Raw genomic sequence first — 14,739 nt, forward strand, 5'->3', positions numbered from 1 at the left:
ATTGTTTCCTTACATTGAAGATCGATATTGTTCTAAAATTACAGCCGCATTGCCACTCGCCTTTAATCGGTGGTTCTCAATCCATATAACTCTGTCACAAATCTTTTCAATATCGGTTAAATTATGGCTAACAAAAAGTATCGTTACGCCTTTCTCTTTAAATTTATTAATGGTCTCAATGCACTTTTTTTGAAACGCATAATCACCTACAGCTAAAACCTCATCAATAATCAAAATATCCGGATCGACTTGAGTAATAACCGAGAAACCCAGTTTTGCTAACATGCCACTTGAATAAACACGAATCGGTTCATCAATGAATTCACCAAGCTCAGAAAATTCAATGATCTTATCAATTCGTTCATTTAATTGCTTACGTCTCAAGCCGAGTAGAGTGGCATTTAATCTAATATTTTCTCTACCAGTGAGTTCAGGATGAAAGCCGCCTCCCAATTCTAGCATCGAAGCTACTCGGCCTTTGGTGGTCACACTTCCTGCCGTAGGCTTAATTACACCAGCAACTAAACCTAAAGAAGTGCTTTTACCAGCACCATTTCTGCCTATCAAAGCAACAGATTCCCCTTTATTAACTGTGAAGTTGATATCCTCAATAGCCAGATAGCTTCTACCTGATAAAAGGGTTAATGCTCTTTTCGGGTTAAAAATCAGCTCTTTAATTCCTGAGCCAATATGATGATATAAGGGATAACTTTTAGTTACCGCTTTAAATTCAATTGCGACTTCCATTATAAAATCTCTGCGAAACGGTATTTTAATTTGTTGAAAACCCATGCACCAATGGTAAGCGTCACGATTCCCATACCATAAAGTGAAAGAATTTTTTCATAATCAACATGACCATTCATGAATAATTCTCTCCAGCTCAAAACCATATCTGCGAGAGGATTATAGGTTATTAACCATTGATATTTTTCAGGTATCATATCACTGGCATAAAGTATTGGCGTGCAATAGAACAGCAGCATAATACCCAATGTAATAAACCTTTCTAAATCACGGAAGAAGAGATTCAACGTTGAAAGGAAAAGAGCAATACCATAGGAGAAAATCAATTGTGCGATGCCAATCAATGGGATGCCATAGATCCAATTCCAATGAGGCGTCATGTCATATATTAAAAGGAACACAATGATAACTGGAATGGTGCAAAGGAAATGCAAGCACTCCATCATGACATTACTGAAAGGAATAACTGATCTTGGAAAAACCGTTTTCTTTATTATTTGTGCGTTAGCTATGAACGAAAACAGCGAGTTAGAGGTTGTGCTTGCAAACCACTGCCAGGGAAATAATCCCGTGATAATAAAGATTGTGTAATTAGGGATTTGGACTCGCATGATTAACTTGAAGATAAAATAGTAAATCATGGCAAAGAGAAGTGGATTAGCTATTGACCATAAATAACCTAGAAAACTACTTTTATAGCGAACTTTAAGTTCCTTCTCAGTGATTACTGTTATTAAATCAATGAGATATCCCAAACTAAACTTCATACTTTACGCTCTAATTTTAAGCTTACGCTAATGATTATTTAATGTTCGATGATTAGTTCTGCAGACGCTACCGCCCCTGGCTCTATAGCTACCAGTACACTACTAATCAATCCATGTTTCGAAAGTTCGTGCCGCTATTTCCGATAACAAGCTAAACACATAACTTAAATTTTATAATGGCCATCCGCACTTTTTGATAAGCGCAGAATGTTATCATTTCCGATAACTACTTAAAAGCCTGTAAAACCCCATGATTTATAAAGCAAAAAAGCCTGTCCGTAGACAGGCTTTGAGCTATAAACAGTATAACTAGCGGAATCCATTCGGATTCTTCGACTGCCAGTTCCACGTATCACGCATCATGGCATCAATCCCGCGCGTTACACGCCAGTCCAGCTCGTTGTTCGCCAGCGTGGCATCCGCCCAGAACGCCGGCAGATCGCCGTCACGACGTGGCTTGAACTCAAACGGAATCGGCTTGCCTGACGCTTTCTCAAACGCCTTGATCATCTCCAGCACAGAGAAGCCAACCCCGCCACCCAAGTTGTAAGCTTTGTAGCCTTCAACTTTGGCTAAATGATCCAGTGCCTTCAGGTGCCCTTCTGCCAGGTCGACAACGTGAATGTAGTCGCGCTGTGCGGTGCCATCTGGCGTATCGTAGTCGTCGCCAAACACGCCCAGCTTCTCCAGACGGCCAATCGCCACCTGCGCGATGTACGGCAGCAGGTTATTAGGAATGCCGGTTGGGTCTTCACCGATTTCGCCAGATTCATGCGCGCCAACCGGGTTGAAGTAGCGCAGCGCGATGGCTTTGAAGTTCGGATCTGCTTTAGCGAAGTCGCGCATCACGAATTCGATCATCAGCTTTGAGGTGCCGTACGGGCTGGTCGTGCCGCCGATTGGCGTGGTTTCCACGTAAGGAACCGGTGCATCCGCGCCGTAAACGGTCGCAGATGAGCTGAAGATGAAGTTCCACACGCCAGCTGCGCGCATCTCTTCCAGCAGCACCACGGTGCCCGCCACGTTGTTTTCGTAGTATTCCAGCGGCATGCGCGTGGATTCGCCAACGGCTTTCAGTGCGGCGAAGTGAATCACGGCGCTGATATCGTTAGTGGCAAACAGGTCACGCAGGCAGGCGCGATCGCGGATGTCGCCTTCAACGAACACCGCTTTTTTACCTGAGAGTTTTTCCACGCGGTTGATGGCTTCGCGGGAAGCATTGCAAAGGTTATCCAGGACCACAACGTCGTCGCCACGCTCTAACAGCGCCAGCACCGTATGGGAGCCGATGTAACCCGCTCCGCCCGTTACCAAAATAGCCATGTGTACTCCTTTAAACCGCGCTAATGGCGCGGTAGAGAATGAGGAAGCTTATTTCGCCAGGATTTTCTGAATGGATTCGCGGAAATCGCGGCCCTGATCGTTGTTACGCAAGCCGTAGGAAACGAATGCCTGCATGTAACCAAGTTTACGACCGCAATCATAGCTGGTTCCGGTCAGCAGTTGCACATCAACCGGCTTCTTCTTGCTCAGGGATGCAATAGCATCGGTCAGCTGAATACGGCCCCATGCGCCTGGCTCGGTGCGCTCCAGCTCTTCCCAGATATCCGCAGAAAGCACGTATCGGCCAACAGCCGTCAGGTCAGAATCGGTCGATCCCGCTTCTGGCTTCTCGATAAAGCTGGTGATGGTGCTGATATCGCCTGGGTTATCAATCGGCTCTTCGGTGGTCAGCACGCCGTACTCGGTGAGGTCTTCACCCGGCATATGTTTCGCCAGCACCTGGCTGTGGCCAGTATCTTCAAAGCGAGCAACCATTGAGGCGAGGTTATAACGCAGGTGGTCAGCGGTAGAGTCATCCAGCAGCACGTCTGGCAGCACCACCACAAATGGGTTGTCGCCAATCATTGGACGCGCGCACAGCACGGAGTGGCCCAGACCCAACGGGTTGGCCTGACGCACGTTCATGATGGTCACGCCCGGCGGACAGATTGACTGCACTTCGCTCAGAAGCTGACGTTTAACGCGCGCTTCGAGCAGCGCTTCCAGCTCGTAAGTGGTATCGAAGTGGTTTTCCACTGCATTTTTGGAAGCATGGGTGACCAGCACAATCTCCTTGATGCCAGCCGCGACGCATTCGTCAACAATGTATTGAATCATTGGTTTGTCGACGATTGGCAGCATCTCTTTCGGAATGGCTTTGGTCGCAGGAAGCATATGCATACCGAGACCCGCAACTGGGATTACTGCTTTAAGCTTGGTCATATTTATTCCATTTCATGAAGTGAATACGTGGGGTCGATTATGCAGGATCGGCCGGTCGAGCAAGTATAATCTTTATCTGAAAAACCGGCACTAACTCTCTGTCACGCCATCAAAAATCGCTAATTTGACCTGCAAAAATGCCAGGATTCCAAAGCGGAAACGATGTACTAAGCCGCTGAAAAACCGCGAGAGGATGGAATGAGAGTGACGAAGGAAAAGACCAGTGATTTTCAGAAAAGTTAACGTGTAGGAATTGCAAGGTCACCATAAATGGCGACCCTACTAAGGAGTGGCGCGTTTTTCGTAGGGTGCGCATTCATGCGCACCTGAATTCATATCGAAATTAATGCTTAACTGAGCGACATTACACCGTTAACGGTGACCCTACGAAGGTTACAGCCAGCCCTCAAACCATTCCGGCATCACGAACAGGTTAAAGTGGTTTACCAGCATCATCAGCGCCACAAACACCACCGACACTGAAACCCACTGGCGCGCATACGGCATAAAGCGGATGCCAATCACCGGCTTGATGAAGAACGGATGCGCGAAGGCCGAGATCAGCACCTGCGAGATGGACAGCGTCAGCGCCACATACAGCACGTTCGGCCAGATGTAGGTTGTCGCCAGCACCGCGACCACCACCAGGCTCGCCACAATGTTCCAGTAGAACTCAACATTGGTGCGACCGTTGGCCTGCGAAATCGCGCCGGTTAAGCCGCCCATTGGACGCAGCATGCCAAACAACAGCATCAGCGGAATCAGATGGTAAACCTGCTCATGCGAAGCGCCGTACAGCACGCGCACAATCACCGGTGACAAAATGCCAATCGCCAGATACATCGCGCTGCTGAACAGCATGATGACGAAAGTCCCTTTCAGGAACAGCTTTTTCAGCTGCTCCGGATCGTGCTGCTTCTCAGCAAAGCGCGGCAGCGCCAGACGGTTAATCACCGGCGAAACCAGCTTCAGCGGTTGCAGAATTAGCTCTTTTGCCAGCGAGTAAATCCCCAGCATCTCCGCGCCCATCACTTTACCGACGATCAACGCATCTGCCTGAGTACGCAGCTGGTTAATGGTCTGCGAACCAAGTTGATACACACCGTAACGCACCGCACTAACGAAGGTTTTGCCGTCGAATTCCCAGGTCGGACGCCACGATTTCTCGCCGAAATAGATCATGCAGAGAATACGCGTGAAGGCGTTGATGAACAGGCCAAGAATCGCCGCCGCCACGGTGAGCGAGGTGTAATACAACATCGCGACGGTACACAGGAACGCGAACAGCTTGGTTGCCATCTCAATCTTCGCCAGCGTCACCATGCGTTTGGTTTTCACATAGTGCGCCTGATACTGCGAAAGATGTCCCAGCACCAGGAAGTTAAGGCTGGTAAGCATGATTAAGCCCACCAGCTCCGGCAGGTGATAGAACCACGCCACCGGATAGGCAATCGCCAGCATAATCAAGCCGGTGCAGAAACTGAGCGACACGTTAACCCAATAAATGGTGCTCTGCTCGCGGCGATTAATGTCCTGGCGATGCACGATGTAACTGCTCATGCCCATATCCTGCAGCACGGTCGCCACCGCCAGAATCGCATTGATGATCGCCAGTAAACCCAGCTCGTGCGTTTCCAGTTTGCGCGCCAGTACGGCGAGCTGTAACACCTGAAGCAATGCGGCAAAACAGGTACTACCAAACAGCCAAACGGCCTGTTTTTTTAATCCGCTCACACCATGCGCTCCAGAATTTTCGCCAGCTCACCGTAAGCGATGTGCTGATTGAACTCAGTTTCAACTTTCTGCCGCGCGGCCGCGACCACTGGAGCCACATCAACATCGCCGCGTGACAGACGCAGCAGCGTTGCCGCCAGCTCGTCAGGATCGTTTTCGGCCACCAGCCATCCGCTGACATCATTCTCAATCAGTTCAGGAATGCCGCTGTGATAGGTCGACACCACCGGCAAGCCGACCGCCATCGCTTCCATCAGCGCCACCGGAATGCCTTCCATATCGCCATCTGCGGCGGTTTTGGACGGCAGCAGGAAGATGTCCGCTTCGTTTAGCGCCTGACGAATCTCGTCCTGCGGCTTAAAGCCCGGCATGTCGACGCAATCCTGCAATCCGGCGCGCGCTATGTGCTCGCGCATCATGCCATCCTGTTCGCCGTTACCGATAATGGTGAACTGGAACTGGCCGCCGTTATTACGCAGGATTTCGCTGGCTTTCACCGCCACATCCAACCCTTTCTTCTCGGTCAGACGCGCAACAGAGACGATGCGCAGCGGCTGATGGAACGCTTCGCGCGGACGGAAGTTAAACTTCTCCGGCTCGATGCCCATACGCGTCACGTGCACCTTAGCGCGCGGACAGCCCATCTCAATCAGCTTGTTCTCCCACAAGTGGCTGATAGGCAGCATCAGTTCACTCTGTTTAAACAGGTTGATGTAGTCGAGTTTGTGCTCTTCGAGGATGTGACGACGCGAAATATCCGCGCCGTGGAACACCGTCGCCTGCTTGCCTTTCAGCACGCCGAGCTCGCGCAGTTTGTTCGCCAGCGCGCCGGCATAGCCGAAGTGCACCAGAAACACATCTGCGGTGTACGGCTGTTTGGTGTTGGCGACAATCGCCGGCAGCAGCAATTTGCTGGCCTGTGCGCCGTAGCGACGCACATTCAGCGACTTAAGCAGCGCGCCTTTGGTGATTTTCGGCAGTATCAAGCCAATACGCTGCGTCAGCTTATCGAGGTTGGATACTTTCTCTTCCGGCAGTAAATAGTGGGTTTTCGCTGCCAAATTGTAGTCATCGAATGCGGCGTGGCGATTGATCATATCGCCCGGAAACACGGAGATAATCTCCACGTCGTAGCCTGCGTCAATGAAATGCGTCACCTGATTGAGCACAAAGGTCTCAGAGGCAACAGGAAAACGCATGGTGAAAAAGGTCAGCTTCATCACTTCACCCCAGGACGTTGAGAATTTCTGCTGTAATGCGGTTACCAATCTCACGCTCCTGCGCCACCGCGGTATCAACTTTGTGTTTTACGTTGTCGTAGTCGGCCAGCACCGTCTGCACTTTATCGATGAGCGAACCATCCATCAGGCTCTGCACATCGGTGGCCATCTGCGGCAGGCCAAGCTGTTTCATCACGCCGAGCGACTTGTGCTCGTAGTTGATGGCCACGGCTGGCGTACCAAAGTTCATGGAAATGATGGCGGAGTGCAGGCGGGTACCAATTGTCAGATGACAATGGCTAAGGAGGATTCCGAGTTCGAGGTCGTTGAACTCGTCCATGATGACATGGTAATGCTCGGGATGCTCGACATGATCGCGCAACGTTAGCGCCACCATGCGGTCATCTTTGGCGTAGCTATCAATACCGGTACAGGTAGAGAAGGCAACCACCTGATAACCTTCGGCAATCATCGCGTTAATTACGCGGCCAAAGGCAGCTTCATACTCTTTCTGCGTCACACCGAGACGTTTGTCGAACGGCGCCAGTTCACGCACGGTGATCGCAATGGTTTTGCGCGCACTGATAATCGCTTGCCAGTGCAGCAGGTTATGGCTTGGATTGGCCACTTCACGCGCTTCAACCAGGAACGCGGTATCGACGCCCTTCTTCACTTTGCTGGTGGTCACGCCATCCTGCTTCAGGCGGTCGTAGCTCACCTCTTCGCGCAGCACCAGGCTGTCAACGCGATCAAAGACAAAGTTCGCCAGCGCATTGACGCGCGGGTTTTCGAACGGACCGACCGAGTGACCCACCATATGCAGCGGCTTTTTCGCCATCAGCGCACAGAGTGCGTGGTCGAATTGGGTTACGCCGTAGAGATCGACGAAGAACGAGCCGCCAACCTGAATAATCGCATCATACTGCGCAAGGCTATTGGTAAACGCCGCCAGATGTGGTGGCACCGAGAAGGATTTGTACACGCCGCCTTTGCCGAGGTGCGCCATCATGATGTCCGGCATCAAGCGGTTCGCCACTTTGCGTTTCAGGCTGCCGACTAACCCTTTGCCCGATTTGCTGTTGTGCAGGAACAGGGAATCCTGCTGGATGTCCTGCTGCAGTAAATAGCCAGAGCTTGTTGGATAACGGCTGATCACATCGATATCCAAATCCGCGCGCGCGGATTTCAGTGAATCAATCAGCCCACGTAAAATCGCGCCATCCCCACGATTTCCACAGGTATGGTTTCCTACCAATAAAATCTTCATAAAAAAACTCCGGAAAAATTTTTGTAATTTTTACAAGCCGCCAATAGCTGCACTGGCAAAGTGAACTCTGTTTAAAAGGACTGCAATGGGAGTAAACCCCAAAAAGTGGTGCTTAACGTCGGTGCTGCTTTCTGGTGCGCATAAATGCGCACCCTACAAAACCCTCAACCATTCTGAACGTCGCTGCTGCTTTCCGGTGCGCATAAATGCGCACCCTACAAAACCCTCATCAAATGCCGTAGGGTCGCCATTAATGGCGACCGATTTACAAACCACTCATTACGACTTCACAGCGAAATACGGCATAGCCACCTGCTCACCATTGATCACTACCGAAATGAAACCTTTCGGTTCGCGGGTATCCACCTGTTCCGGCTTAAGCGCTCGCGAGGCCATAAGCAAATCGCCCTGCTCGTTACCGCCGATACCAGCCTTACCGTTGTGCAGGCTAAAACGTTGCGGTGCCTGCTGTGCGCCACTGCCCGGTGCGCCTTTGTCCATCACCGCATCCACACGCGCACATTGGCCGGTTAGGAAGCGATCCTTAGCGGTGCTTTTGATCAGCACGGCGGTGGTCGGCGTCCAGCCCGCTAGCTTGACGTAGACTTTGGTGTCGGTATCGCTACGCGCTTCGAAACGCACATCAACCACTGGCGAGCTACCTTCCGCTGACCAGCTGGCTTCGGCTTTGTTTTTCTTGCGCTGCAGATGAATCACCGCGCGGCCGCCGGTGCCTTTGCCGTTGATAACATCCATCAGCGGCTGGTTAGCGGTACCGTTATTGAACTGCGACTGACCAAACACCTCGATCTCCCAGCTATCACCCACCGTTGGTGAGTAGAAGTTGCCGAGTTCAAACCAGGTTTGCTGATCGCTGTTATTGGTCAGGCGGAAGCGCGAGGTGATGTAGTTGTATTTCAGACTGCCATCAATAGCGACGCCGTAGGATTCGACGCGCGTCGAGCCCATTTCCCAGATGTTCAGCCAGCGTTCGCCTTCCAGCGAGTTATCGATCCAGCTGCCCGACTGCAGATTGGTCTGGCGCATATTAAGGCGCGAGTTACGTGCGTTGAGCGGGTTCTTGCAATCCTCAATGCTCAGCGCATCGACAATCCATTGGCCGTTAGAGATGTCGCCTGGGAAATCACTGTGCTCAATCCAGCCGTTATGGATGATCGATTGGCTGCAGCGCGGCAGATTCAACACCATGCCGCCTTTACAGTGTTGGGCGTTGAAGTTGGAGAGCTCAATCGCGGTGCTGTGATCCCATGCGCCGGCCTTTTGACCCGACCAGCTGGCTTTAATCACATCACCAGTACAGGCGTTGGCGTACCATTGGTCGATTTTGCAATCCAGCGTATCCAGCAGGCTAAGCGAAACGCCGCCGACCTGATTGAAGCGCAGGCAAGCGCCACGGAAGAACTGGCCGCCCGGACAGGTGTTGCGGAACAAACCCTGTTTGTTCGGACGCTTATCGGTGTTGCCGTTGAAATTCAGGTTGGAGATTTCCGTCCAGCGCGCATTTACCTGGAACAGGAATTCGGAGCGACCGTCAGAAACCAGCGTGGTCGCCGGGAAATAACCGAAGTTGACCATCGCGCCCGAGATGCGGAAGAAGCGACGACCTTCGTCACCGAAATCACATTCGGAGACAAAGAAGGTGCCTGCCGGGAACTGCACGCAGATCTGCTGGCTGGCATCAATCGACCATTGATACATGGCTTTGATCGCCGGTGCGCTATCGGTTTTGCCGTCGGCGATAGCGCCGAAATCAAACAGCGTCAGGCGGTTAAAATCTTCCACCACGCGACGCCAGGTGAAACCGTTGCCGCTGAAGTTCACGCCGCCGTCATCTTTGCCATCACCGAAGGTGCCGACGAACTCGCCGCCGCCCACTTCCAGCCCTTCGTGCCAGCTTTTCAGCTTGATTTTGGCACCGGCGAACAGCGGACGGGTTTTACGCAGCTCTTCAACTGACGGGATCTCACCAATCAGCTGATAGCCGTTCGGCTGCGCCAGACGCTGGCTAAAGTTGCTCTGATTAGGACGTGAAACATCGCTGATGGAAAACAGCGTGTGGCCCTGATCATCTTCCACCACCATTGAGTGTGATGGATTGGCGATCAACGCTGCATTATCGTGAATGAACTGGGCGAAGTTGCCTTTGTTCAACGCAATCGGCTGGCTGATTTGTGACACTTTGCCATTGGCATCGCGCAGAAACACCGGGATCTGATTACCAGACTGGCTGGCATCACTGCCTGCCTTACCGATCCACAGTTTGCCCTCAAAGTTCTGCCAAAACTGCGGCGGCATGGTATAGACGTTTTCTGGCGTCAGAATCGGTACATCGCCCGCCGGTACGCTGGACGGATCGACAGATTTTAACGTTGGCTGACCACTTTTTGCGGCGTAGCTGGAAAACGCACTCACTGAGAGCGCGGTAACAATCGAGGAGGCTGCGGCCTGCAAGACTTCTCTTCTTTTCATGCTTCAATTCCCGTGGTTGTGCGGCCAAAAAGGATTCCCGAGGCACGATAATTGTCGCTAAACAAGCGCGAGCCAGCTCTGCTTGATCTGGTTACCGTCAAACTTGAGCGCGGTTTCTTTGGTTTTTTCACTCATCGCATAGAACAGGCCATCATCGCTGGCGAGCTGCTCCATGCGCTTGATAAAGGTGGTTTTGTCGTTCATCGGCACCAGGAAGCCATCTTCACCGTGATTGATGATCTCCTGCGGCCCGGTTGGGCAATCGTACGCCACCACCGGCAGCGACCAGGATTTGGCTTCCAGCAGCACCAGCGGCAAACCTTCATAGCGCGAGGTCATCAGCGCCATGTCGCTTTCACGGTAGTAATCGTTGATGTTGCTGACTTTGCCGACGAAGTTAACGCTATTGGTGATACCTAACGCGGCAGCCTGATCGTGCAGCTGCTGGCGCAGTTCGCCGTCACCGGCAATCACCAGTTTCCATTCAGGATGTTTCTTACTGAAGTCGGCCCAGATATCCAGCAACAGGTCGAAGCCTTTCTGGTTATCCAGGCGCCCCACCGCCAGCGCCTGACGGCTGCGCGTTTGACGTTGAAACGCTTTGTACACCACCGGATTGGGGATTTGCTGGCTGGCAATATTCCAGCGGTTAAACACCTGATGATCTTTGTCGGTCAGGACAATCACCTGGTCGTAATAGCGCAGCATCAGCCACTTCAGCAGCTTAATTGGCTTGCTGAACGAGTTAATCGCGATGTGTTCGCAGGCATAAGCTTTGAAGCGCTTCTTCTTCAGCGCCATCAGGTTCCAGAAGGCGAACATCACGCTCAGGCGGCCCATGCTGATCAGGAATACGCTGTCGAAGCCTTCCTGATGAATACTTGCGACGGCGCTTTTAATCGGGTTGCTGTGGCCTTCAAAGCTGACAATTTTCTTCACCCGTTCGAACGGATAAAAAGTTTTGCCGTTGCCTTCCAGCGAGTAAATGGTGACTTCATGCTGCTCGCCGAGGCACTCAGACATAAAGTTGCAGATGTTTTCAGTGCCCGCATATGAGTAGGCATCTTTAATCACCAAAACGATCTTTTTCATAAATCCCTTCCACCTCAAACGACTGTTTAATTGAGACCCAAATCATTCGCGCTGCAACAAGGCGGCAAGTACGACCATCCCCCGGAGCTTACTTCAGTAAGTGACTGGGGTGGACGTGCGCAGCCAACGCAGTTGCAGCGTGAAGGATGCCGGGTATCAACGGTGTTTCAAGGCGAAAAGAACGCCGTTCACCATGTACCATGTGTAATAGTAATATACTTTTAACGGATTGTTTTTATAGATAATTCTTAATAATTCGAGGTGCCACTTCGCCGCTTTATTTTTGTTGCGCGACAGTGAATCGCCCAACTCGTAATAGTTGACCAGGGTTTTCTGGATCACGCGGGCTTGTTTGTAGCGGAGGAACAATTCATAGAGGAACAGGAAGTCTTCGTGGCCTTTACGCTGGAAGAAGATGCCCTGTGGAGGACGGCGGAAACACACCGATGAGAAGCAAACGCGATACTGCTTCTTCACGAAGTTTTCCTGTTGCAGGTAGGGTTTGCTGTAGTTGATATCGTGGTCAGCGGTTTTGGTTTTGTAGTGATAATGCGTGATCACGAAATCGTCGCCGGCGGCAATCGCAGCCGTCTGTTCGGCCAGTTTTTCGCGGTGCCACTCGTCGTCGCTGTCGAGAAACGCGATGATCTCTTCTTTCGCTGCGCGCAGCCCAACGTTACGGGTTTCGGCTGCGCCTTGATTCACTTCGTTGTCGAGAATGGTGATGCGTGCGTCCTGGCAATGTTCACGCACAAAGGCCAATGAATCATCGGTGGATTTGTCGTTGATCAGGTAAAGATGCCAGTCGCTGTAGGTCTGGTTGATGATCGACTCAACCGCGCGCAGAACGGTATTTCGCGCGTTATACATCGGCATCACAATACCGACGGTGCCAACATGATTTGTCATTTGTCTACCCGGAGTTTCAGGAACCAAAAAATTGCCCCCATGTAGGGAGCAAGTGAAAGTGTTTAAAAGTGAATCAGGAGACGGCTCTTCTACCCGAGAAGCGCGACTTCACCTTATCGAGCAGGCGATTCATGAAGTAGGCGCGATTATCACGGTTGGTGAGGAAGAAGTAGCGTGCAAAGCTGAGGCTGGCCTGCAGCGATTTCCCATCCATCTTGTAGCGCAGCGGCAGCTTGAACGCCTTGTAAGTGTGGATGTCGCGTGTGGTCAGATGCGGCTTCATGGTATCGAGCCAGAAGAAGGAGTATTTGACCGATTCGCCTTTGTGCTTGGAACCAAATTTGGTCACCAGATGGTACGTTGCCAGCGGCTTGTCGATCATCACGAATGCGTAACCCATGCGGTCGGCGCGGATGCAGAAATCATAATCCTGATGGCGAATATAGCGCGCATCAAACTGGATCTTCACCGCATCTTCGCGCTTCAGCACAATGGTGCTGGTTTGAATGAAGCCGTAACAGCCAAACAGATACTCGGCCACGGTTTCGTTCTTACCGGGCGGTTGCATCGGCATCACCTTGAGGAAGCTGCCATCCTGATGGATGTTCACCTGACTAAAGATGACGTAGCGCGATTTGCCCTGCGCTTCCAGTTTGGCGATGGTTTCGCTGGCGACCAGCAACTTGTCCGGATGCCACTCATCGTCGGCATCAAGAAAGCTGATAAAGTCGCCGCTTGCCAGCTCAATACCTTTGTTACGGGCGCCGGCGCCGTTGAGTTTGACCTCAGACAGCTCCAGTTTGATAGCCAAATCCTGATAACGCTCGCTGCGTACCACCTGCGCCAGTTCGGCCGCATCGGCCGATTTGTCATCAACAATAATGACTTCAAAATTGCGATAGGTTTGCGCTTTGACGCAATCTAGCGTCGTGACAATCGATTTCGACGCGTTATACGCGGGAATAACAATTGAGAAGCGAATCTCCTGCATTGCCAGCACCTCATTAAAAAAGTTACAAAATCAATGATATAACTTGTGGGCTCAAAAGAATAATGGGTGATGTCCTAATTTGTCGGCGAGGTCTTCATCGCCACTTTCTTCTTATTGCTACTGCCGATAAACGGTTTCTCGACAAACAGGTAAGTCAGTTTCGCCACATAGAAAGAGGCGACAAAGAACAGCGTTGAAAGCAAGGTGTAGAACAGGAACGAATGCGGATAGAGCGTTTCCGGAATCTGCTTGATGAAATAGAGCACCACACCGTGAATCAGATACAGGCTGTAACTCACTTCACCAATCGACATCAGGGTTTTGTTTTCCAGAATGCCAAACACGGCGTTGCCGCTGCTGACAATAAAGAAGATCACCGTCAGACAGCAGAGGAAAATCAGATACCAGAAGGTGTTGCTGGTGAACGACAGCGAGAACAGCGACAGCACAATCACCGCAAAGCCGGCCAGACTGGAGGTTTTGTAGTGCGCAAACATGTCGCGATATTTATACGCCAGATAACCCATGGCGAAGCCCAGCACCGGACGCGGATCGGTATAGGTTTTACCCCACAGACGCAGGCCAACCGCCACACAGAAAATCACGCCGATCGAGCCGAGAATCAGCAGCGTTTTGTATTTTCCTTTGGTGGCGCGGTTGAGAACGTAAATCAGCGGAATCGACAGATACAGCAGCCATTCGAGGCGCAATGTCCACTCAACACCGGCGTTCACATCCGCCGTCAGGAAATCACCCATGCGATAGCTGCCAATTAACAGCAACCACAACACGGCATCTTTCACCGCCGTCAGGCTATAAGTGAGATCGCCCTGCACCACGCCCACCGCGATGATGACAAAACCGGAGAACCAGAACATTGGGACAATACGGCGGATACGCGACTTGAGCAGCTTATGCGTCAGCTGCCCTGGCGTCAGGGTTTCATTATCCAGCCAGCGATAGAACAGGAAGGCGGAGATCATGAAGAACAGCAGCACACCAAATTTGCCGGAGTTAACGAAGAAATTACCTTCAGAGAACCAGGCAAAATAATCTTTATCGAACACCCACTGACCATCCAGCGAATAGATGTAGTGGGCGAAGTGTGAGAACGCGACGATGCTGGCCAGCAGCGCGCGCATACCAGAGATACTTTTAATACCGCTCTCGTTGTAAACGCCTTTGTGGAAGGAGAATACTCGCAGAATAATTAGCGCCAGACAAAATGACAGCACCATGATTAATACATACATGTCA

12 protein-coding genes are annotated in these 14,739 nt (G+C 51.3%); all 12 read right to left on the minus strand.

Translation table 11 applies throughout. From position 1 onward, the window contains the following. Window positions 1-9: 9 nt before the first annotated feature. On the minus strand, window positions 10-747 hold the full coding sequence (locus tag ACXIZX_RS12155) for an ABC transporter ATP-binding protein (RefSeq protein ID WP_309834013.1): 738 nt from the start codon (window positions 745-747) through the stop codon (window positions 10-12). Next, complete coding sequence (locus ACXIZX_RS12160; RefSeq protein WP_064739220.1) at window positions 747-1,514, minus strand: ABC transporter permease; 768 nt, start codon at window positions 1,512-1,514, stop codon at window positions 747-749. Before ACXIZX_RS12160 ends, ACXIZX_RS12155 begins: the two co-directional genes overlap by 1 nt. Window positions 1,515-1,823: 309 nt before the next feature. Next, window positions 1,824-2,837 (minus strand): UDP-glucose 4-epimerase GalE, encoded by a 1,014-nt coding sequence (gene galE / locus ACXIZX_RS12165; RefSeq protein WP_137386113.1) that lies wholly within the window; start codon window positions 2,835-2,837, stop codon window positions 1,824-1,826. Window positions 2,838-2,885: 48 nt separating this feature from the next. Further along, entirely contained in the window at window positions 2,886-3,779 is an 894-nt protein-coding gene (galF, locus tag ACXIZX_RS12170; protein ID WP_008104857.1) for a UTP--glucose-1-phosphate uridylyltransferase GalF, read from the minus strand. A gap of 393 nt (window positions 3,780-4,172) precedes the next feature. Continuing rightward, window positions 4,173-5,513, minus strand: a complete 1,341-nt coding sequence (locus ACXIZX_RS12175; RefSeq protein WP_008104858.1) for an MOP flippase family protein — start codon at window positions 5,511-5,513, stop codon at window positions 4,173-4,175. Then, entirely contained in the window at window positions 5,510-6,733 is a 1,224-nt protein-coding gene (locus ACXIZX_RS12180; RefSeq protein ID WP_036648512.1) for a glycosyltransferase, read from the minus strand. The genes ACXIZX_RS12175 and ACXIZX_RS12180 overlap by 4 nt, the downstream gene beginning before the upstream one ends. 4 nt (window positions 6,734-6,737) lie before the next feature. Then, window positions 6,738-8,000 (minus strand): colanic acid biosynthesis pyruvyl transferase WcaK, encoded by a 1,263-nt coding sequence (gene wcaK, locus ACXIZX_RS12185; protein ID WP_179450146.1) that lies wholly within the window; start codon window positions 7,998-8,000, stop codon window positions 6,738-6,740. Window positions 8,001-8,279: 279 nt separating this feature from the next. Continuing rightward, complete coding sequence (locus ACXIZX_RS12190) at window positions 8,280-10,490, minus strand: phage tailspike protein (RefSeq protein WP_479404253.1); 2,211 nt, start codon at window positions 10,488-10,490, stop codon at window positions 8,280-8,282. A gap of 57 nt (window positions 10,491-10,547) precedes the next feature. After that, window positions 10,548-11,582, minus strand: coding sequence for a glycosyltransferase (locus ACXIZX_RS12195; RefSeq protein WP_154155947.1), 1,035 nt, complete (start codon window positions 11,580-11,582; stop codon window positions 10,548-10,550). 156 nt (window positions 11,583-11,738) lie between these two features. Then, window positions 11,739-12,491 carry a glycosyltransferase family 2 protein gene (locus tag ACXIZX_RS12200; protein ID WP_008104866.1) on the minus strand — a complete coding sequence of 251 codons (753 nt, stop codon included), beginning with the start codon at window positions 12,489-12,491 and terminating at the stop codon, window positions 11,739-11,741. A gap of 73 nt (window positions 12,492-12,564) precedes the next feature. Next, on the minus strand, window positions 12,565-13,482 hold the full coding sequence (locus tag ACXIZX_RS12205; protein WP_061717734.1) for a glycosyltransferase family 2 protein: 918 nt from the start codon (window positions 13,480-13,482) through the stop codon (window positions 12,565-12,567). 74 nt (window positions 13,483-13,556) lie between these two features. After that, entirely contained in the window at window positions 13,557-14,735 is a 1,179-nt protein-coding gene (locus ACXIZX_RS12210) for an acyltransferase family protein (RefSeq protein ID WP_479404254.1), read from the minus strand. Between the last annotated feature and the right edge of the window lie 4 nt (window positions 14,736-14,739).

It is taken from the genome of Candidatus Pantoea symbiotica (assembly GCF_056491525.1).

What these genes read in the sequence shown, in the direction of transcription:
- ACXIZX_RS12190 (WP_479404253.1), bottom strand. Translation starts at nt 10,490, where the DNA reads ATGAAAAGAAGAGAAGTCTTGCAGGCCGCAGCCTCCTCGATTGTTACC.
- ACXIZX_RS12210 (WP_479404254.1), bottom strand. Translation starts at nt 14,735, where the DNA reads ATGTATGTATTAATCATGGTGCTGTCATTTTGTCTGGCGCTAATTATT.
- ACXIZX_RS12160 (WP_064739220.1), bottom strand. Translation starts at nt 1,514, where the DNA reads ATGAAGTTTAGTTTGGGATATCTCATTGATTTAATAACAGTAATCACT.
- ACXIZX_RS12195 (WP_154155947.1), bottom strand. Translation starts at nt 11,582, where the DNA reads ATGAAAAAGATCGTTTTGGTGATTAAAGATGCCTACTCATATGCGGGC.
- ACXIZX_RS12155 (WP_309834013.1), bottom strand. Translation starts at nt 747, where the DNA reads ATGGAAGTCGCAATTGAATTTAAAGCGGTAACTAAAAGTTATCCCTTA.
- ACXIZX_RS12200 (WP_008104866.1), bottom strand. Translation starts at nt 12,491, where the DNA reads ATGACAAATCATGTTGGCACCGTCGGTATTGTGATGCCGATGTATAAC.
- wcaK (WP_179450146.1), bottom strand. Translation starts at nt 8,000, where the DNA reads ATGAAGATTTTATTGGTAGGAAACCATACCTGTGGAAATCGTGGGGAT.
- ACXIZX_RS12205 (WP_061717734.1), bottom strand. Translation starts at nt 13,482, where the DNA reads ATGCAGGAGATTCGCTTCTCAATTGTTATTCCCGCGTATAACGCGTCG.
- galF (WP_008104857.1), bottom strand. Translation starts at nt 3,779, where the DNA reads ATGACCAAGCTTAAAGCAGTAATCCCAGTTGCGGGTCTCGGTATGCAT.
- galE (WP_137386113.1), bottom strand. Translation starts at nt 2,837, where the DNA reads ATGGCTATTTTGGTAACGGGCGGAGCGGGTTACATCGGCTCCCATACG.
- ACXIZX_RS12180 (WP_036648512.1), bottom strand. Translation starts at nt 6,733, where the DNA reads ATGAAGCTGACCTTTTTCACCATGCGTTTTCCTGTTGCCTCTGAGACC.